The following is a 17,516-nucleotide window of genomic DNA, read 5'->3' as shown; positions in this document are numbered from 1 at the left end:
TGGCCAGGCCGCTCAGACACGTAAAGATTGGACACCACCGCAATGGACCACACGCCCGACACAGATGGATCACGCCCTCCATACGGCGACATTTCGGATCTGCCGCGCGATGAATGGCTCGAGGCCATCGAAGATATAGGCGAAGAAGCTGGATATTTTGAGCCTTTGGGCGAAGATCATTGCGTGATGTTCTTAGACGACAGCCCGCGTCTGCTGGTGACCTTCGAATCCTATGAAAGCATCACAGAACGCAGCGACGACGGCCTGCCACTGGGCATGCACTTTGCGCAAAAAAATGGCTGGTCTCATTTGGCCATCATCGCCCATGGCAACGACCCAACATCGCATTGGTTCCGCGCCCCTAACATCTACGGCTATTTTGACCGTCTGGTGAATGATGGTTTTTTCGAAGACTTCGACCAAGTGGCCTTTTACGGGGCTGGGGCCAGTGGATATGCGGCTTGTGCCTATTCCGTCGCCGCCCCCGGCGCCACAGTGATCGCCATCGCCCCCCAAGCCACATTGGACGCCCGCCTTGCCTCATGGGACACCCGTTTTGGCAACACCCGCCGCATGGATTTCACCACGCGCTATGGCTTTGCCCCTGACATGGTGGATGCGGCTGAAACGGCGCTTGTGCTTTATGACCCGCAGGTCGCGTTGGATGCCATGCACGCGGCGCTTTTCAACCGCCCGCACATCCGTCTGCGTCCTCTGCGCAACTTTGGCGCTGACCCCGAATTCGAGATGCTTGAAATGAACGCGGTTGAGCCGCTCCTTGTGGCTGCGATGGATGGTGACTTGAACACGCGCAGCATCACACGCGCCTTACGCAATCGGCACGATCATATGGGACATCTGCGCCGCCTTCTGAATGAGCTCACCGCCAAAGATCGCCCCGTTTTGACACTGCATTTGTGTAACCATGTTCTTAAAACCCGCGATGCTTGGCGGTTCAGGAAAGCGCTCAAGGCGGCCAAAGCGGAAATCGCCGACCGTCAAGCCGCCCATGCCAAAGACAGTGCAAACTCTGCGGGCTAACCCCATCGCGCCCTATCCGGCCAAGCCACCGTCCTCTTCGACAAAGGCACAAATCTGGTCCACACCCTGCCCTGCGCGCAGCGATGCCATCACATAAGGCAAGGCTTTGCGCGCGGCCTGCGTGTCGTGTTCCAACTGCGCCAGATCAACCCCCACATAGGGCGCAAGATCGACCTTATTGACCACCAATAAATCAGATCGCGTCAACCCGGGGCCCTTCTTGCGCGGAATGTCTTGGCCAGCAGCGGTGTCGATCACATAGATCGTCAAATCCGCCAGCTCTGGCGAAAAAGTCGCCGCCAGATTGTCGCCACCGCTTTCGATCAATATCACATCCAAATCGGGGATTTTACCGTTCAAATCGGCAATCGCCGCCAAATTGATCGATGCATCTTCGCGGATGGCTGTATGCGGACAGCCCCCTGTTTCCACACCACGAATACGCTCAAGCGGCAAAATTTGTTGCCGCATCAATGCCTCTGCATCCTCACGCGTGAAAATGTCATTGGTGATCACCGCCACGGAATAGCGTTTGGACAGTTCCTTGGCCAAAGCCCCCGTCAGCGTGGTTTTCCCCGCCCCAACCGGTCCGCCGATACCGACCCGCAAAGGTCCATTTTTTGACGCCATTTTCTTATTCCTCAACTCTAAAATTCGGTATTGAACGTGTCAGCTTTTGAACAGCCGCACATCCATATCTTCATGTTGGGCAGCGCCTAAATCGGCGACAAAAGCACTTGTTGTCAGCCCCTCTACAGTCGCGCCCAGCGCCGCCCGCGCTTGCGCTGCAATCTGATCATGCAGCCCCGCCAAAACGCTTTGTCCCGCAGATTGCCCCAAGGGCACGAACCTTACAGCTGCACTGACAAGGTTGGCGGTAAAGCTATGTAAATACAGCGCAATCACTGTTTCAGCATCAACATCCAAAGCCCGCGCAGCTTGCCCCACGGCCACAGGCAAAGCGCAAGACGCAATCTCAGGACCGCCCATCTGCGCCACGGTGCGCACAAAGGCCGCGCCCTGATCCGATGTCTCCATCCAACGTTCACGCGTGCCAGCCAGCGCCTCGGCCAAATCCGCCAAGTCCCTTGGATCGCCCCCCGCCAAAGTCATCGCCAAAAGCCAAGCATCCACCTTGCCGCCACCATAGGCCAAAGTGTCCGACAGCCAAGCCTTCAAAGTCGCGGCATCATTTACCTTGCCCTCAGTGATTGCCAATTCCAATGCATGGGAATAGGCGAAAGCCCCCAAGGGAAAAGACGGAGACAGCCATTGCGTCAAACTGAGAAGCCCCAGATTCGCACTAAGCGTGGCAGGCGTTGGGTTTATCTCACCCCTCATGTGCGTGCCCGTGATGCGTATGGTTGGGGTGCGTGTGGTCGTGAGAATGGTCATGGCTATGGTCGTGATCGTGATCGTGGTCGTGACTGTGCCCCTGCGCAGGCCCATGGTCATGCCCCATCGTACGCCCATGCCCGTAAGCGCCGCCCTCAGGCGTGAACGCCGTACAAATGTCACGCACCTCTGCCCCCAATTGAAGCACCATCGCCTTGATCACCGGATCGCGCCTGATCACCAACTGATCTGCCCCCAATGCGCAAGGTGTATGACGATTGCCGATATGCCACGCATAACGCAACATATCTGGCCCTGTGATCGATAACAGGTCTTCGTCGGCGGCTTGGATCGTCACAACCCGACCATCCTCAAGCAAAAACCCCTGCCCCGCCATCACAGAAACCGTCTGAGGCAGATCGACGTAGAACGCCTCGCCGCTGAGCATCGTCAATTTCTTACGCCGCAGCAGTCGCTGATCATAGCTCAACGCCACGATGTCATCACTTTGCGCGTTTTGCACGACCTCAAATGATTTTTGCAGGCTCATGCCACACTCCTTTGTTGAAAATTGGCCTGTTGAAATTTGGGGTTTCTTAACCGATTCGCCCCCAAAAAGAGGGTAAGGAGATTCTGCCCATGCCCCATACCCTGTTGCCCGCTGTTGACGAATTGGCCGACCTGCGTCGCAACCTTGCCGATTTGCGCCAGCGCGAACTTGAATTGTGTGATGAAATTCGTGCGGCCGCGACCGAAATCGGTGCCACGCAGGTCGCGGGCGACACGCGCATGGCCATGATTGAAACGCGCAGGCCACGGCAGTTGGATACCTCCAAACTGCCCAACGAGATTTTGAACAATCCCGATATGTTTAGCGCGCCCCCCCAGACCTATGTGCTGCTCTGGCCAAAGACACACAGGGCTAAAATGGATAGCACGCGGGATGACTTTGAACCTGTCGCGGACAGCAGCTCTCTTGATCCTATCGTTGAGGCTCCGATCTTTGAGACGATGGGGGCTGAGGGGACTAATACTCCTCTGCCCGCGTTGGATATGCCCACTCTCGACGCCCACAACATTGCCAGTGCTGCCAAAGAAATCGCTGCACCCGCCGACCTGCGGGCCACGCAGTTTACAGATCTGCAGCCCATGGGCGATTTGACAGAAGAAGACCTCGATGCTGCGATTTACGCCGCAGGTCAAAGCATGCCCCCCGCGATTGACCCCGATGCAGTGCTCAGCACCGATGCCTTGCAAGCCGACCTCGACACGCGCGTGGAAAATTCGGAAACATTTGAAACCAAAGAGCCTGCGTCTTTCGTGACGCGCCGCATCGTCGGAATGACCGCTTAAAAGGGCAGCAATCACAGACCATCTTGGCACAAAAGTACCGCCAAACGTAGCTCCAGAAGGAAACATCCCATGTACCAGCCCAATTGCCCCGTTGACGAACTTGCAAAACTGCGTGCGAAAATCGCCGAACTGCGCGCCCGTGAAACCACGCTTGAGGCACGGTTTATTGAGCTGAGCAATCACAGCACGTTTACTGGCTTCTCTGGCAATGTTGTGGTGAGTCATTCCATCCATGACGTCTTTGATATTTCCAAATTGCCCGAAACCATTTTGAACGATCCCGCGTTCTATGCGCGACACCAAGTCACTTCGGTGCGTATCGAACCGCATGATGACATCGACAGCCAATCGTGGATCGCGGGGATCGGCAAGCCCGCTGCTTCCAATATGATTGAACATCGATAACGCGTGACGACAATCCGCTATATGCTGAGCCATAGCAACGCAAAGCGGCTGCATCAAAAAACAAGCCGTTTGCGCGGTGCCACCCCACGATATGCCGCGCCCATGTAATCGGCCAGCAAGGCCATATCCATTTGGCTCAGATTCACTTGGGACCAACCGTCGTCTTGCGCCTCGGTCACGCCAGAGCGACAAAATTCGAACAAAGCCGTATGTTGTGGGACGCCAAGTTTTAGCAGCCCAACGCCCTTGCCGCGCAGAACGGCAAAGTCATTGTCCTCATGCGAAAAGACCTGATCTCCCTTAACGTTTGATTGCGTGACATCTTTATGGGATGCGGCCAATGCCATGAAAATTTTGTCAGGAACGCCCATTAAAACATAAAGTATCGTTGCGCCATCGGAAGCTCCGATGCGGGTTCACAGGTCAAAAGCTCGCCATTCGCGCGCACTTCATAGGTCTCGGGATTGACCTCGATATGCGGTTTGGCCGTGTTCATCACCATATCAGATTTGCCAATATTACGCGTATTTTTCACCGCCAAGGTCGATTTTGCCAAACCGTATTTTGACGCCACATCAGCGGCTTGCGCCGATTCAGACACAAAAATCACAGCAGAACGTTCCACCGCGCGCGCCATCGCGCCAAACATCTGCCGCGTATAAACAGGTTGCGGCGTCGGAATTGACGCATTCGGATCACCCATCTGTGCCACAGCGATGGACCCGCCCAGCACCACCATATCAGGTTTCACCCCAAAGAACGCAGGCGTCCACATCACCAAATCAGCGCGTTTGCCAACGGCGATCGAGCCGATTTCAGCGCTCATACCATGGGCGATGGCGGGATTGATGGTATATTTTGAAATATAGCGTTTGACGCGGACGTTGTCATTCTCGCCAGTTTCATCCGACAAGCGCCCACGCTGTTTTTTCATCTTATCAGCGGTTTGCCATGTGCGGATCAACACCTCGCCCACGCGCCCCATCGCCTGAGAGTCGGACGCGATGATCGAAAACGCGCCCATGTCGTGCAAGATGTCTTCGGCAGCAATGGTTTCTTTGCGGATACGGCTTTCGGCAAAGGCCACGTCTTCGGGGATGGATTTATCGAGGTGGTGACAAACCATCAACATATCGAGATGTTCTTCGAGCGTGTTCACCGTATAGGGCCGCGTCGGGTTGGTGGAACTTGGGATCACATGTTCTTCGCCCACAACTTTGATAATGTCAGGCGCGTGTCCGCCACCTGCGCCCTCTGTGTGAAACGCGTGAATGGTGCGGCCTTTCATCGCCGCGACAGTGTTTTCAACGAAACCGGATTCATTCAACGTATCGGTGTGGATCATCACTTGGACATCCATGTCATCGGCCACAGACAGACAGCAATCAATCGCGGCAGGTGTCGTTCCCCAGTCCTCGTGCAGTTTCATCGCGCACGCGCCCGCGTCAATCATCTCGACCAAGGCTTGCGGTTGCGAGGCGTTGCCTTTGCCTGTCAAACCGATGTTCATCGGCACACCGTCCAGCGCTTGCATCATCCGCTCGATATGCCACGGGCCGGGCGTACACGTGGTGGCCAAAGTGCCATGCGCAGGGCCAGTGCCGCCACCCAGCATGGTGGTCACACCAGAATGTAGAGCGTCATCAATCTGTTGCGGGCAAATGAAGTGGATGTGACTGTCAAAGCCTCCAGCGGTGATGATGCGCCCCTCGCCCGCCAGAATTTCAGTGCCAGGCCCGATGATGATGTCGACACCCGGCTGGGTATCGGGGTTTCCGGCTTTGCCGATCCCAGCAATGCGCCCGCCTTTGAGGCCGATATCTGCTTTATATATGCCAGTGGAATCCACGATCAGCGCATTGGTGATCACGGTGTCAACAGCCCCTTGGGCGCGCGACAATTGCGATTGGCCCATGCCATCGCGGATCACTTTGCCGCCACCGAATTTGACCTCTTCGCCGTAAGGCCCAGTGAGATCGCGTTCGACTTCGATGATCAGATCGGTGTCAGCCAGCCGCAGTTTGTCGCCCGTTGTGGGACCAAACATATCGGCGTAGGTGGCGCGGGAAATTTTTGCAGGCATGTGAGAGGTCCCTCTTCAGTATTCTTCATAGGCGAGGCGCATGTCTTGGGTGCGGCGCTCGGTGAGCGTGGCCATGCACGCATATTCGATCAGCGGGCGAATAGACCCGCCCTCGTAAAGCTGCCCTTCGGCAGTGCAGGCAGCGTCACGGTAAGGAACCCACGCGCGCTGAGCATCACGAAGGGCCAGATCTGCGCCGTTTTCATAGGCTTTGGCTCGCGCCATGGCCCAGGCGTAGACTTCGTTCAAAGCCAAATCGGCAGCCTGAAAGTCTTGATAGGCACAGGTGTTCATGTCGCGCTGCGTCATTGCATTGTCGCAATCAAGATCAGCGTCTTGAGCGATGCAAGCCCCAGCCCACAGAAGACCGCCAAGCAGCGTTATGCCCCAACGCGACTTCAAAGCGCGCCTGAGATTTTAGAATTGAACCCATAGACTTCGCGTTTGCCAGACAGCGCCACCAAATGCACTTCGCGGGTTTGACCGGGTTCGAATCGCACGGCAGTGCCTGCGGCGATATCCAAACGCTGGCCGCGTGCGGCATCACGATCAAAGGACAAAGCGGCGTTGGTTTCATAGAAATGGTAATGCGAACCGACCTGCACAGGACGATCGCCCGTATTGGACACTTCGAGTGTTGTGACGGGCGCGCCTGCGTTCAGTTCGATCTCGCCCTCTGCGATGATATATTCTCCGGGGATCATAGCGTGCTCCTATCGAATGGGGTGATGAACGGTGACCAATTTGGTGCCGTCAGGGAATGTGGCTTCGACCTGCACGTCGTGGATCATTTCGGAAATGCCCTCCATGCACATATCTTTGGTAACAACATGGGCTGCGGTTTCCATCAGTTCGGACACCATTTTGCCGTCGCGTGCGCCTTCGACCACGAAATCGGTGATCAAAGCGATGGCTTCGGGGTGATTGAGTTTCACCCCCCGCGCCAGCCGCCCGCGCGCCACCATCGCAGCAACTGAAATCAGCAGTTTGTCTTTTTCCCGAGGCGTCAGATTCATGATCGGTCCTTATACTTGCCAAACCCGTGGCAGCGTTGTGCCACGAATTTTTGTCAAAACTTGCGCCACATAGCGACGCAGCGGATAGCCGTCTTGGGCCATCGCACGAATGATGAGTTTGCCATTCCAGCCAGAGACACCAGTCTTTACGCCCTGTTGCGACAGTGGCTTGAGCAGGTCAGCTAAGGCTTCGGCCCCTTGATCAAACAGCCCGATGGTGGCGAAGGCCCGCATGTAGCCAAGTGTCACAGCGCTGTCGCGGCCCGCCAAAACATCGGCATTGATTTCAAAAGGATCTAGAAATTCAAGACGCCCTGCGCGGGTCACCCTGCGCGTGTCTTTTAAGTGCAAGGTCTGAATCGTCTCGCCCATCGCGGCACGACCCAGCACTAAGGATTCCACAAACAAAAGCCGCGCATCAGCAGCAATCGTCGCATGGGTTGTACGCGTCAGGCGGGATTTTTCGAACAAAATCGTCTCTTGCGGCAACCATTCCAATGACGCGCCCTGCCCTGCGATCAAATCGACTTTGACCTCGGCGGCCTCAGATGTCGCAGTCGACGCATAAGCACGCTCAGCGGTTTGCGAGGTGCCGATCAAAGTGGTCTGGTCGAGCGCTTCAAGGTGATATTCAAGGCGATCCCCGCCAGTCAGCCCACCAGAGGTATTCAAAAAAACAACCTCAGGCGTGCCTGTGTGAATTTTCGGCATCATCGCTTTGGCAGACCCTGATTGATGCAAATCCCGCAAGCCCTGCGGGCCAAAAATTACACGCCCACGACCACGTACGCGCTGCATCACTGGCGGGTTTTGTGTGGGCATTTGTGGGGCGGGCGCATCAAGCATCAAAGTCTCCGTTCTTTGCGACGCTAACGCTGCGAGGGGGGCTGCTTCAATGCTTGGCGTGGCGAAACGGTGATGCCGCGCATCATTTTATGACCATTCGCTCAAAAAATAGGCGGCCTATGTGCGCAGCCGCCACTAGCACTTTTGCGGGATAAGCGTTATGCGATTTGCATGACCGATACACTCACACTCCGCCGCCCCGATGATTGGCATTTGCACCTGCGCGATGGCGCGATGATGCAAGCCGTCTTGCCCGAAACCGCACGCCACTTTGCGCGCGCCATCATTATGCCGAACCTTGTGCCCCCTGTGGTGCGCAGTGCCGATGCCGCCGCTTACCGCGATCGCATCTTGGCCGCTTTGCCCGAGGGATCAGATTTCGAGCCACTGATGACGCTCTATCTGACGGAAGATACCGACGCGAATGATGTGGCTGCGGCCCATGCCAGTGGGTTGGTGAAGTCAGTGAAATTATACCCTGCGGGGGCAACAACCAATTCCAATTCCGGCGTGCGCAATTTTGACAATGTGCGCCCTGTGCTTGAAAAGATGGCTGAAATTGGCTTGCCGTTGTGTTTGCACGGCGAAGTGACCACCGCAGATGTTGATATTTTTGACCGCGAGGCTGTGTTCATCGACACGGTGCTAGACCCAATTCGGCGCAGCACCCCTGGTCTGAAAGTTGTGATGGAACATATCACGACGAAAGACGGTGTGGATTATGCGCGCTCTGCCGACACGGGACTGGCGGCAACCATCACAACGCATCACTTGGTGATCAACCGCAACCATATTTTGGTCGGCGGCATCAAACCGCATTACTATTGCCTGCCTGTGGCCAAACGCGAAGAACACCGCCTTGCGCTGGTTGAGGCTGCAACCTCTGGCGATCCGCGCTTCTTCCTTGGCACTGATTCCGCGCCGCATCTGGATCATCTCAAAGAAAATGCTTGCGGCTGTGCGGGCTGTTTCACCGCCACCAACACGCTGTCGATCTTGGCTGAAGTGTTCGAGGCCGAGGGCAAGCTGGACAATCTTGAAGGCTTTACCTCGCTCAACGGTCCACGCCACTACGGTTTGCCGCTGAATGACGGCACGATTACCCTGCGCAAAGGGGCAGCCGTTGCATACCCCAAACACATCGCCACACCCGAAGGCCCCGTCACTGTGTTTGACCCGATGATGCCGCTGCATTGGTCGGTTGAGACCTAACAGTTCAAGACCTATTCGCATTTAAGATCCAAAGGACACTGCCATGATCCCGTCTTCCTTTCCTGACTCCACAGAAATCGCCCGCCTGACGGCCCGTATGTTGCTTGAAATCAAAGCCGTTGATTTCAACGCGGCCGATCCCTTCACATTGGCATCAGGCCTGCCAAGCCCGACCTATGTGGATTGCCGCAAGCTGATTTCCTACCCACGCATTCGTTCGACCCTGATGGATTTTCTGTCTGTCACCGTGATGCGCGATGCGGGTTTTGAAGCGTTTGACAATATCGCAGGTGGCGAAACGGCAGGCATTCCCTTTGCGGCGATGGTGGCAGAACGCCTTGCTTTGCCAATGACCTACGTGCGTAAAAAGCCAAAAGGTTATGGTCGCAATGCACGTATCGAGGGCACGATGTCCGAAGGCGAACGGGTGTTGCTGGTCGAAGACCTGACCACAGATGGCGGATCAAAACTGTCCTTTGTCGACGCTATCCGCGATACGGGTGCTACCTGTGGGCATACGGCGGTGATTTTCTACTACGGTATTTTCCCAGAGACAGAAAAAACATTGGGCGATCACGGTATCCAACTGCACTCTCTGTGCACATGGTGGGATGTCTTGGCTGAAGCAAAATTGCAAAAATCCTTTGATGCAGAAACCTTGGCCGAAGTTGAGAAATTCCTCAACGCGCCACGCGACTGGCAAGAGGCCAACAAAAGGGCCTGAGGCCCACGGCTTTTGCAAGCAGGCCCAAGTACGATAATGCTTAAACGCTGCCTCAAATCGGGCGGCGTTTATTTTTTATTGGGCTTGCGATCAAGATATAGCGCCAACATTTCCGCGTCCCCTACATTCTGTGGCACGCAAAGTTATCCACAAAACATACCATTTGAACCTCGCCCCCGAGTCTCGTTACAAGATGCGAACCAAGCCCAAATGGGTAGGCCCATAACATAGGGCACATGACAGGAAGACCACCGGATGAACGACGATTTCGCCACGCTGAACAACTCGCAAGGGTCTGATGATCCAGGTTACACCGACATGCCCGAGACGGCTGAAGCCTTGCCGAGTGTGCCTGAAACGGGCACCGCAGTGACCGCGCAATCCGGTGCGGTGATCTCGTCTTACGCCGACGCACAGCCGCATAATACCGAGGCCGAACAGCAATTGCTGGGCGCGCTTTTGACCAACAATGATGTCTATGACAAAATTGCATCCGTCATTCAGCCTGAGCATTTCTACGACCCTGTGCACCGCGATATTTTCGAAAAAGCCGCCGAACGCATCGCGAAAAACATGCTGGCCTCGCCTGTGACGCTTAAGGCTTACATGGAAGATCACAAAGGCCTGCAAGAATTGGGTGGGCCTGCGTATTTGGCGCGTTTGGCGGCTTCAGCGATTTCGACTTATGCCGTGCGTGACTATGCGCAATTGATCTATGATCTGTTCATTCGCCGCCAGTTGATCGAGCTTGGCAACGAGATCGCAGGCTCTGCGGCCAGCGGGTTGGAAAGCCGCGAACCGACCGAGCAAATCGTCTCAGCCGAACAAAAGCTGTATTCCTTGTCCGAGCAGGGCAAAGTGGATTCTGGGTTTAAATCCTTCCTATCGGCCGTGACCCAAGCGGTTCTCAACGCCAATGCAGCTTACGAGCGCGGGGGCGGCATGGCGGGGATATCGTCAGGTCTGGTGGATCTCGATAAAAAGATGGGCGGCTTGCACAAATCCGACCTTATCATTCTGGCGGGGCGTCCTTCGATGGGCAAAACCTCACTGGCGACCAACATCGCTTACAACGTGGCCAAAGCCTATAAAAAGGGCGTCATGCCCGATGGCAAAGAGGGCGCGATTGAGGGCGGCGTTGTTGGATTTTACTCGCTCGAGATGAGCGCAGAACAGTTGGCGGCACGTATTTTGGCCGAAGCCGCCGAGATTTCATCGCATAAAATTCGCCAAGGGGATATGGAAGAGGACGAGTTTCGCCGCCTGATCGAAGCCGCGAAAACCCTTGAGACCTGTCCCTTGTATATCGATGACACCCCTGCCTTGCCGATTTCGCAATTGGCGGCCCGTGCGCGGCGTTTGAAACGCACCCATGGTTTGGATGTGTTGATCGTCGACTATTTGCAACTGGTACGCGGCACGCCCAGCACCCAAGGCAACCGTGTGCAAGAGATCGGCGAAATTTCCATGGGCCTGAAAGCCATCGCCAAGGAACTGAACATCCCAGTGATTGCGCTGTCTCAGTTGTCGCGGACAGTGGAAAGCCGAGACGACAAACGCCCGCAGCTGTCGGATTTGCGCGAATCTGGATCGATCGAGCAAGACGCCGACGTGGTGATGTTTGTGTACCGCGGCGAATATTACAAAGAGCGCGAGAAACCGGACGACCACAACCACGAAGCCATCGCAGCATGGCAAGAAGAAATGGAACGTCTGCACGCGAAGGCCGAAGTGATCTTGGGCAAGCAACGTCACGGCCCCATCGGCACAGTGACCCTGTCGTTCACCGCCGAATTCACCCGCTTTGGCAACTTGGCCTATGAGCATCATCTGCCTGGCGCAGAAGAGTACTAAGTTAATCTTGTTTTAAGGAGCATTGATCAGCGGTGGTTTTGGGCTTGCGCCGCGCGCCCCAGCTGGTCAAAACACGTTTATGGGCACGTCTACATTACATATCGATCTTAGCGCTTTGGCACGCAATTGGCGGGCATTGGACGCAAAATCTGCGAAAACCGTTGAAACAGCTGCGGTTGTCAAAGCTGACGGCTATGGCATAGGCGCAGGCAAAGCCGCGCGGGCTTTGGCCAAAGCGGGCGCAAAAACCTTTTTTGTCGCCGCCGCTGAAGAAGGTGTGATCCTGCGCGAGGCCTTGGGGCCGAGCCCGCGCATTTGCGTCTTTGGCGGACATATGTCTGGCGACACGGATATGATTGCGGACATGCAATTGACGCCGATGCTCAATTCGCTGGATCAGATCACCCGCCATTTCGAAGCCCTGCCTGGTCATCCCTTTGGCGTGCAACTGGACACAGGCATGAATCGTTTGGGCATGGAAGCCAATGAATGGGACGCCGTGCGCGATCTGGTGATGACAGCGGAACCGATGTTGATCATGTCGCATCTGGCCTGTGCGGATGAGCCGGATCATCCGATGAACGCGCAGCAATTGGCGGAATTTCACAAGATGACCGACGGTTTGAACGCCCCGCGTGCGCTCTCGGCCACGGGTGGAATTTTGCTTGGGCCTGAGTATCATTTCGACCTAACGCGTCCGGGCATTGGTCTTTATGGCGGCTTGCCGTTTGAGGACGCCGAACCTGTGGTGCGGGTGGAATGTCCGATCATCCAAATTCGCGATGTGGCAGCGGGCGAAACCGTGGGCTATGGCAATGCATGGACCGCCGACCTGCCCTCACGTGTGGCGACAGTCTCGGCGGGTTATGCAGACGGGATCACCAGACATATTTCGGGCAAAGCTGTGCTGTTTGACGGCGATACCCCCTGCCCGCTTTTGGGCCGCGTGTCGATGGATTTGATCACAGTCGATGTCACCCATTTGGATCACACGCCGCGTTCGCTTGATCTATTATGCGCCCATCAAACGGTGGATGATTTGGCTGATATTGGCGGGACGATTGGCTATGAAGTGCTGACCTCGTTGGGGCGGCGGTATAACAGGCGGTATCGCGGATGAACCCTGGCGTGATCACACGGCCACTCGCGGTCCTTGGGCGCGCAAGCCTTGGGGCTTTGGCGGGACTTGGGCGCTTGGTGATTTTTGCGCTGGCGACTGTGCGCCATATGGTGACACCGCCGTTTTATTCACGCGAATTTATGTCGGCGCTATTGAATGTCGGCTATCTGTCCTTGCCCGTCGTTGGTCTGACTGCGTTTTTCACTGGTGGCGCTTTGGCCTTGCAGATTTATTCCGGCGGAGCGCGTTTTTCTGCCGAAGCCGTGGTGCCGCAGATCGTGGCCATCGGCATGGTGCGCGAACTTGGGCCTGTTTTGGTCGGCTTGATGATTGCTGCACGGGTGACCGCATCGGTCGCGGCAGAAATCGCCACGATGAAAGTGACCGAACAGATCGACGCATTGGTCACGCTGTCGACACATCCGATGAAATATCTCACAGTGCCACGGGTTTTGGCAGGGCTTTTGACGGTGCCGCTTTTAGTTGGTATTGGCGATATTATTGGCATCTACGGTGGCTGGCTGGTCTCGACGCAATCGCTTGGCTTCAACCCAGCAAGCTATATGCAAAACACGGTCAACTTTTTGCAGCCGATTGATGTGTTATCTTCGCTCGCCAAAGGGGCTGTCTTTGGCTTTATCGCCACGCTTATGGGGTGCTATTACGGTATGCAATCGGGCCGAGGCGCCCAAGGGGTTGGCGCTGCAACCAAGTCGTCAGTTGTGGCGGCTGCGATCCTCATTTTGGCAGCAAACTTCCTTCTGACACAGGCGTTTTTCTCGATATGATAGAGCTTTCAAACGTCCATAAATCCTTTGGATCGAAACAAATCCTGCGCGGTGTTGACCTGAATGTTGCCCGCGGTGAAAGCCTTGTGATCATTGGCGGCTCTGGCACGGGGAAATCCGTGACCCTCAAATGTGTTTTGGGGCTGATTATGCCCGATCAAGGTGTGATCAAGGTCGACGGCGAAGACGTGACGCAAACAGGGGATCGCGACGCCTTTTTGGCCAAATTTGGCATGTTATTCCAAGGCGGCGCGCTGTTTGATTCGATTCCTGTGTGGCAAAACGTGGCTTTTCGATTGTTGCGCGGCACGCTTAAACGTCCGCGATCTGAGGCCCGCGAAATCGCGATTGAAAAACTGCGCCGCGTAGGCCTGTCGCCTGATGTGGCGGATCAACTGCCAGCAGAACTGTCGGGTGGTATGCAAAAACGTGTGGGACTGGCCCGCGCGATTGCTGCTGATCCCGAGATCATTTTCTTTGATGAGCCTACCACGGGTCTTGATCCGATTATGGCGGGCGTTATCAATGATTTGATCCGTGAAATCGTTGTTGAAATGGGCGCGACAGCCATGACGATCACCCATGACATGACCTCGGTACGGGCCATTTCGGACACCGTGGCGATGCTGCACGGCGGAAAGATTCGCTGGAGCGGCCCTGTCACCGAGATGGATTCGGGCGAAGACCCCTATTTGCAGCAGTTCATCACCGGATCGGCGGATGGTCCGATCGAGACTTTGCGATAATCGAGCAACGATATTCAAAAAGACCGTTTGCAACCTGAGCATTAAGGTAACGAACTGGTTAACTTTGTTTCCCGTGGGGACACAATCCCCGAGTTTCCCCATAAAACATTGATTTTTTGTTATTATATTGCTTCATTCTTGGGCAACGAACGTGGGGTAACGATGATGATACAAGATCAAACAGCACCGGCTTGGACGGCTGGGCGCAATTTGCGCAACATTGTCCAGCTTGCAACTCAGGGCCTTCTGATCGCCCTTGCTTTGACAGCGACCATTGCAACTGTTTTGTCGTTTCTAGGCGTCATCCCATGGCTGTCATTGAACCTGATTTCCGCATCCGACGAGAGCCTAGCTATCGGTATTTGGGTGCAATCCTTGGGCACCGCGCTGTTGATCGGGCTTTGCGCCTTTTTACCCGGCGTGCATCACATCCAACGCTTGGAACGGTCGCACCGCGATTTCAAACTGTCGATGGATGATGTGGCCAGAGCGTACCAAATTTCGCACGCAGAAGATCGCAGTGGCGTATTTGCGCTATCCTCGGAATTTGAAGACATGCGGGACCGTTTGGACAGAATGCGCAAGCACCCTGATTTAGGTCATCTGGAGCCTGAAATTTTGGAATTGGCAGCACAGATGTCACATATGACCCGCGACTTGGCTTTGGTTTATTCAGAACCCAAAGTCGCACGGGCCAAAGAATTTTTACGTCATCGCCAAGAGGAACTGGACAGGTTCAACGAGAACCTCAGTCTTGCCTTGACTGTAACACAGGAATTACAGCGCTGGCAAAATGACGTCGAAGCCTCTGAATTGGAGGCCAACCGCCAGATGGATCGCCTTGAGAAAGATCTCAAAGAAATCTTGCCACAACTTGGGTATGAGATGGACGAAGACCGCCGCGATGACAGCGATCTGGTTGAGGCCAAAGTGGATGATGGCAAAGTCGTGCCTTTGTCATCGGGCAGTGCTGCAAAAAGCCTTACAGAAGCAGACAGACAGGGCAGCGGATTTGAGCGACCAAACTAAGCGCGCTTGACAGTTGTGCGCGGTATCGCCACCTCTAGGCCATGACTGTGCCCCGCCTTTTGAACCTCTCGCTGTTGATTTTATTCCCCATCGCTTGGGCGGCCCCCTTGCTGCGCGCGGGTCTTTTGCCGATCTTTGGCATGACAGAAATTTCGGTCCTGTCAGGCGTGCAAAGCTTGTGGAACACCGACATTTTACTGGCCCTCATTGTCGTGATTCTGGCCCTGATCGCCCCTATCGCCAAGGTGATCGCACTTGAGGGGCTGCTCGGAGGCTGGTTGACCGCCCGCGTGAAGCCCTATCTGTTTCATCTGGCGCGTTTGGCCATGGCAGATGTGTTTTTAATCGCCATTTATATCACCGTCATAAAGGGTCTAGGCATCGGGCGCGTGGATGTCGGCTGGGGGCTGTATCTGTTCACGGGCTGCGTTTTGGCCTCGCTGGGTTTAAGTATTTTCGCCCATAAAAACAAAGCCGCTTGATCGCAGCCGCTGATTAACGCTACAACGGACAAAAGAGAACATAGCACGAACACACCGTGCGATTGACCCGAGCGGAGCACCACATGGCCAAAGCCCAAACCAATTTCACCTGTAGTGCCTGTGCGGCTGTGTACACCAAATGGTCGGGGCGCTGCGACAGTTGCGGCGATTGGAACACGATTGTCGAAGAAAAACCTTTGTCCAAATCCGGTCCGTCCAAGAAAACACTCGGTGGCATGCGCGGCAAGACGGTGCCGTTGAGCGATCTGTCCACCAAAGAAGCCCCGCCCCCCCGCACAGAATGTGGTTTGGGCGAATTGGACCGCGTCTTGGGTGGCGGGCTTGTGCCAGCTTCAGCGATTTTGGTGGGCGGTGATCCAGGCATCGGCAAATCCACCTTGATGTTGCAAGCGGCTGCTAAATTCGCGCAGGCGGGCCTGAAGACGATCTATGTCTCGGGCGAGGAATCTTCGGCCCAAGTGCGGATGCGCGCCCAAAGGCTTGGCCTTGGCGATGCCCCCGTGAAACTGGCCGCTGAAACCAATCTGCGCGATATTTTGACCACATTGGAAGCCGAAGAACCTGATCTGGTGGTCATCGATTCCATTCAAACCATGTGGGCGGACAACGTCGAAAGCGCGCCGGGGTCTGTCAGCCAAGTGCGCGCGGCGGCGCATGAAATCGTGACCTTTGCCAAATCGCGCAACGTGGCGGTGATCATTGTTGGCCATGTCACCAAAGACGGACAACTTGCTGGTCCGCGCGTGGTTGAACATATGGTCGATACGGTTTTGTATTTTGAAGGCGAGCGCGGGCATCATTTCCGTTTGTTGCGCGCAGTGAAAAACCGCTTTGGGCCAGCGCAAGAAATCGGCGTGTTTGAAATGACCGGCGATGGCTTATGCGAAGTGACCAATCCATCGGCGTTGTTTTTGTCGGAACGCGACAAGCCCACGGCGGGGTCTGTGGTTTTTGCAGGCATTGAAGGCACGCGACCTGTCTTGGTTGAGTTCCAAGCACTGGTGGCTCCATCGCCAAATGCCCAAGCGCGGCGCACGGTTGTGGGCTGGGATGGCGGGCGGTTGTCGATGATTTTGGCGGTGCTCGAATCGCGTTGCGGCATCCCATTCGCGGGGTTGGATGTGTACTTGAATGTCGCAGGCGGCATGAAAGTCACCGAACCTGCCGCCGATTTGGCCGTGGCTGCGGCTTTATTATCTGCGCGCGAAGACACGGCAATTCCCAAAGACTGTGTGGTTTTCGGGGAACTGTCGCTGTCTGGAGGGCTGCGTCCGGTCAATCAGACCGAAAACAGGTTGAAAGAAGCGCAAAAACTTGGTTTTTCATCTGCAATCGCACCATCCCGTTCGAAAGCAGGGGATGGAACTGGCATGCAGATTCGTTATATGGACGATCTTGTCGGCTTTGTTGGCGACGTTTTTGGTGCGGGCTAATAGCGCGCATTTTGGTGCGGGCTAAATC

General features: G+C 55.4%; 21 protein-coding genes. 12 read left to right on the top strand and 9 right to left on the bottom strand.

Going from position 1 to position 17,516, the window contains the following annotated elements:
• Positions 1-42: 42 nt before the first annotated feature.
• Positions 43-1,041 (top strand): phosphoadenosine phosphosulfate reductase, encoded by a 999-nt coding sequence (locus KO497_RS16925; RefSeq protein WP_215945132.1) that lies wholly within the window; start codon positions 43-45, stop codon positions 1,039-1,041.
• A 12-nt stretch (positions 1,042-1,053) separates the two neighbouring features.
• On the opposite strand, the gene ureG is transcribed toward KO497_RS16925, so the two are convergent.
• From ureG to KO497_RS16910, 3 genes are read right to left on the bottom strand one after another with little or no spacing between them, the layout of a single operon-like run.
• Positions 1,054-1,671, bottom strand: coding sequence for an urease accessory protein UreG (gene ureG, locus KO497_RS16920; protein ID WP_215945131.1), 618 nt, complete (start codon positions 1,669-1,671; stop codon positions 1,054-1,056).
• A 39-nt stretch (positions 1,672-1,710) separates the two neighbouring features.
• Positions 1,711-2,382 (bottom strand): urease accessory protein UreF, encoded by a 672-nt coding sequence (locus KO497_RS16915; RefSeq protein WP_215945130.1) that lies wholly within the window; start codon positions 2,380-2,382, stop codon positions 1,711-1,713.
• Positions 2,372-2,926 carry an urease accessory protein UreE gene (locus KO497_RS16910; RefSeq protein ID WP_215945129.1) on the bottom strand — a complete coding sequence of 185 codons (555 nt, stop codon included), beginning with the start codon at positions 2,924-2,926 and terminating at the stop codon, positions 2,372-2,374. Before KO497_RS16910 ends, KO497_RS16915 begins: the two co-directional genes overlap by 11 nt.
• 89 nt (positions 2,927-3,015) lie before the next feature.
• Between KO497_RS16910 and KO497_RS16905 the strand changes: the two genes are divergently transcribed.
• Both KO497_RS16905 and KO497_RS16900 read left to right on the top strand, forming a co-directional pair.
• Positions 3,016-3,729: a hypothetical protein gene (locus KO497_RS16905; RefSeq protein WP_215945128.1), complete on the top strand. Its 714-nt coding sequence runs from the start codon at positions 3,016-3,018 to the stop codon at positions 3,727-3,729.
• Positions 3,730-3,798: 69 nt separating this feature from the next.
• Entirely contained in the window at positions 3,799-4,134 is a 336-nt protein-coding gene (locus KO497_RS16900) for a DUF4315 family protein (protein WP_215945127.1), read from the top strand.
• Positions 4,135-4,187: 53 nt separating this feature from the next.
• Here KO497_RS16900 and KO497_RS16895 read toward each other — a convergent pair whose 3' ends face one another.
• The 6 genes from KO497_RS16895 to KO497_RS16870 are packed head-to-tail and all read right to left on the bottom strand — an operon-like array spanning position 4,188 to position 8,079.
• Complete coding sequence (locus KO497_RS16895) at positions 4,188-4,505, bottom strand: hypothetical protein (RefSeq protein WP_215945126.1); 318 nt, start codon at positions 4,503-4,505, stop codon at positions 4,188-4,190.
• Positions 4,505-6,217 (bottom strand): urease subunit alpha, encoded by a 1,713-nt coding sequence (gene ureC / locus KO497_RS16890; protein WP_215945125.1) that lies wholly within the window; start codon positions 6,215-6,217, stop codon positions 4,505-4,507. Before ureC ends, KO497_RS16895 begins: the two co-directional genes overlap by 1 nt.
• Before the next feature lie 15 nt (positions 6,218-6,232).
• Positions 6,233-6,619 (bottom strand): lysozyme inhibitor LprI family protein, encoded by a 387-nt coding sequence (locus KO497_RS16885; protein ID WP_215945124.1) that lies wholly within the window; start codon positions 6,617-6,619, stop codon positions 6,233-6,235.
• Positions 6,616-6,921 (bottom strand): urease subunit beta, encoded by a 306-nt coding sequence (locus tag KO497_RS16880; RefSeq protein ID WP_215945123.1) that lies wholly within the window; start codon positions 6,919-6,921, stop codon positions 6,616-6,618. Before KO497_RS16880 ends, KO497_RS16885 begins: the two co-directional genes overlap by 4 nt.
• A gap of 9 nt (positions 6,922-6,930) precedes the next feature.
• Complete coding sequence (locus KO497_RS16875) at positions 6,931-7,233, bottom strand: urease subunit gamma (protein ID WP_215945122.1); 303 nt, start codon at positions 7,231-7,233, stop codon at positions 6,931-6,933.
• Positions 7,234-7,242: 9 nt separating this feature from the next.
• Positions 7,243-8,079 carry an urease accessory protein UreD gene (locus KO497_RS16870; protein ID WP_215945121.1) on the bottom strand — a complete coding sequence of 279 codons (837 nt, stop codon included), beginning with the start codon at positions 8,077-8,079 and terminating at the stop codon, positions 7,243-7,245.
• Positions 8,080-8,250: 171 nt separating this feature from the next.
• On the opposite strand from KO497_RS16870, the gene pyrC reads away from it, so the two are divergent.
• From pyrC to radA, 9 genes are all read left to right on the top strand, one after another.
• Positions 8,251-9,291 (top strand): dihydroorotase, encoded by a 1,041-nt coding sequence (gene pyrC / locus KO497_RS16865; RefSeq protein WP_215945120.1) that lies wholly within the window; start codon positions 8,251-8,253, stop codon positions 9,289-9,291.
• 43 nt (positions 9,292-9,334) lie between these two features.
• On the top strand, positions 9,335-10,015 hold the full coding sequence (locus tag KO497_RS16860; protein ID WP_215945119.1) for an orotate phosphoribosyltransferase: 681 nt from the start codon (positions 9,335-9,337) through the stop codon (positions 10,013-10,015).
• Between the two features lie 318 nt (positions 10,016-10,333).
• Positions 10,334-11,869 carry a replicative DNA helicase gene (locus tag KO497_RS16855; protein WP_215945154.1) on the top strand — a complete coding sequence of 512 codons (1,536 nt, stop codon included), beginning with the start codon at positions 10,334-10,336 and terminating at the stop codon, positions 11,867-11,869.
• 79 nt (positions 11,870-11,948) lie between these two features.
• Positions 11,949-12,989, top strand: coding sequence for an alanine racemase (gene alr, locus KO497_RS16850; RefSeq protein WP_215945118.1), 1,041 nt, complete (start codon positions 11,949-11,951; stop codon positions 12,987-12,989).
• Complete coding sequence (locus tag KO497_RS16845; protein WP_215945117.1) at positions 12,986-13,777, top strand: MlaE family ABC transporter permease; 792 nt, start codon at positions 12,986-12,988, stop codon at positions 13,775-13,777. Before alr ends, KO497_RS16845 begins: the two co-directional genes overlap by 4 nt.
• Positions 13,774-14,523, top strand: coding sequence for an ABC transporter ATP-binding protein (locus KO497_RS16840; protein WP_215945116.1), 750 nt, complete (start codon positions 13,774-13,776; stop codon positions 14,521-14,523). The genes KO497_RS16845 and KO497_RS16840 overlap by 4 nt, the downstream gene beginning before the upstream one ends.
• A 162-nt stretch (positions 14,524-14,685) precedes the next feature.
• Positions 14,686-15,552 (top strand): DNA repair protein, encoded by an 867-nt coding sequence (locus KO497_RS16835; RefSeq protein ID WP_215945115.1) that lies wholly within the window; start codon positions 14,686-14,688, stop codon positions 15,550-15,552.
• A 41-nt stretch (positions 15,553-15,593) separates the two neighbouring features.
• Positions 15,594-16,034, top strand: a complete 441-nt coding sequence (locus tag KO497_RS16830; protein WP_215945114.1) for a paraquat-inducible protein A — start codon at positions 15,594-15,596, stop codon at positions 16,032-16,034.
• Positions 16,035-16,117: 83 nt separating this feature from the next.
• Positions 16,118-17,488, top strand: coding sequence for a DNA repair protein RadA (gene radA, locus KO497_RS16825; protein WP_215945113.1), 1,371 nt, complete (start codon positions 16,118-16,120; stop codon positions 17,486-17,488).
• Positions 17,489-17,516: the final 28 nt, after the last annotated feature.

Source organism: Pacificibacter marinus, from assembly GCF_018860665.1.
In the GTDB taxonomy this organism is placed as follows: domain Bacteria; phylum Pseudomonadota; class Alphaproteobacteria; order Rhodobacterales; family Rhodobacteraceae; genus Celeribacter; species Celeribacter marinus_A.
The sequence above is the reverse complement of the archived record's forward strand: the minus strand, read 5'-3'. Positions and strand labels throughout refer to the sequence as shown.

Bases quoted from the DNA above. Each gene is read 5' to 3' on its own strand.
- KO497_RS16925 (WP_215945132.1), top strand. From the start codon at position 43: ATGGACCACACGCCCGACACAGATGGATCACGCCCTCCATACGGCGAC.
- ureG (WP_215945131.1), bottom strand. From the start codon at position 1,671: ATGGCGTCAAAAAATGGACCTTTGCGGGTCGGTATCGGCGGACCGGTT.
- KO497_RS16915 (WP_215945130.1), bottom strand. From the start codon at position 2,382: ATGAGGGGTGAGATAAACCCAACGCCTGCCACGCTTAGTGCGAATCTG.
- KO497_RS16910 (WP_215945129.1), bottom strand. From the start codon at position 2,926: ATGAGCCTGCAAAAATCATTTGAGGTCGTGCAAAACGCGCAAAGTGAT.
- KO497_RS16905 (WP_215945128.1), top strand. From the start codon at position 3,016: ATGCCCCATACCCTGTTGCCCGCTGTTGACGAATTGGCCGACCTGCGT.
- KO497_RS16900 (WP_215945127.1), top strand. From the start codon at position 3,799: ATGTACCAGCCCAATTGCCCCGTTGACGAACTTGCAAAACTGCGTGCG.
- KO497_RS16895 (WP_215945126.1), bottom strand. From the start codon at position 4,505: ATGGGCGTTCCTGACAAAATTTTCATGGCATTGGCCGCATCCCATAAA.
- ureC (WP_215945125.1), bottom strand. From the start codon at position 6,217: ATGCCTGCAAAAATTTCCCGCGCCACCTACGCCGATATGTTTGGTCCC.
- KO497_RS16880 (WP_215945123.1), bottom strand. From the start codon at position 6,921: ATGATCCCCGGAGAATATATCATCGCAGAGGGCGAGATCGAACTGAAC.
- KO497_RS16875 (WP_215945122.1), bottom strand. From the start codon at position 7,233: ATGAATCTGACGCCTCGGGAAAAAGACAAACTGCTGATTTCAGTTGCT.
- KO497_RS16870 (WP_215945121.1), bottom strand. From the start codon at position 8,079: ATGCTTGATGCGCCCGCCCCACAAATGCCCACACAAAACCCGCCAGTG.
- pyrC (WP_215945120.1), top strand. From the start codon at position 8,251: ATGACCGATACACTCACACTCCGCCGCCCCGATGATTGGCATTTGCAC.
- KO497_RS16860 (WP_215945119.1), top strand. From the start codon at position 9,335: ATGATCCCGTCTTCCTTTCCTGACTCCACAGAAATCGCCCGCCTGACG.
- KO497_RS16855 (WP_215945154.1), top strand. From the start codon at position 10,334: ATGCCCGAGACGGCTGAAGCCTTGCCGAGTGTGCCTGAAACGGGCACC.
- alr (WP_215945118.1), top strand. From the start codon at position 11,949: ATGGGCACGTCTACATTACATATCGATCTTAGCGCTTTGGCACGCAAT.
- KO497_RS16845 (WP_215945117.1), top strand. From the start codon at position 12,986: ATGAACCCTGGCGTGATCACACGGCCACTCGCGGTCCTTGGGCGCGCA.
- KO497_RS16840 (WP_215945116.1), top strand. From the start codon at position 13,774: ATGATAGAGCTTTCAAACGTCCATAAATCCTTTGGATCGAAACAAATC.
- KO497_RS16835 (WP_215945115.1), top strand. From the start codon at position 14,686: ATGATGATACAAGATCAAACAGCACCGGCTTGGACGGCTGGGCGCAAT.
- KO497_RS16830 (WP_215945114.1), top strand. From the start codon at position 15,594: ATGACTGTGCCCCGCCTTTTGAACCTCTCGCTGTTGATTTTATTCCCC.
- radA (WP_215945113.1), top strand. From the start codon at position 16,118: ATGGCCAAAGCCCAAACCAATTTCACCTGTAGTGCCTGTGCGGCTGTG.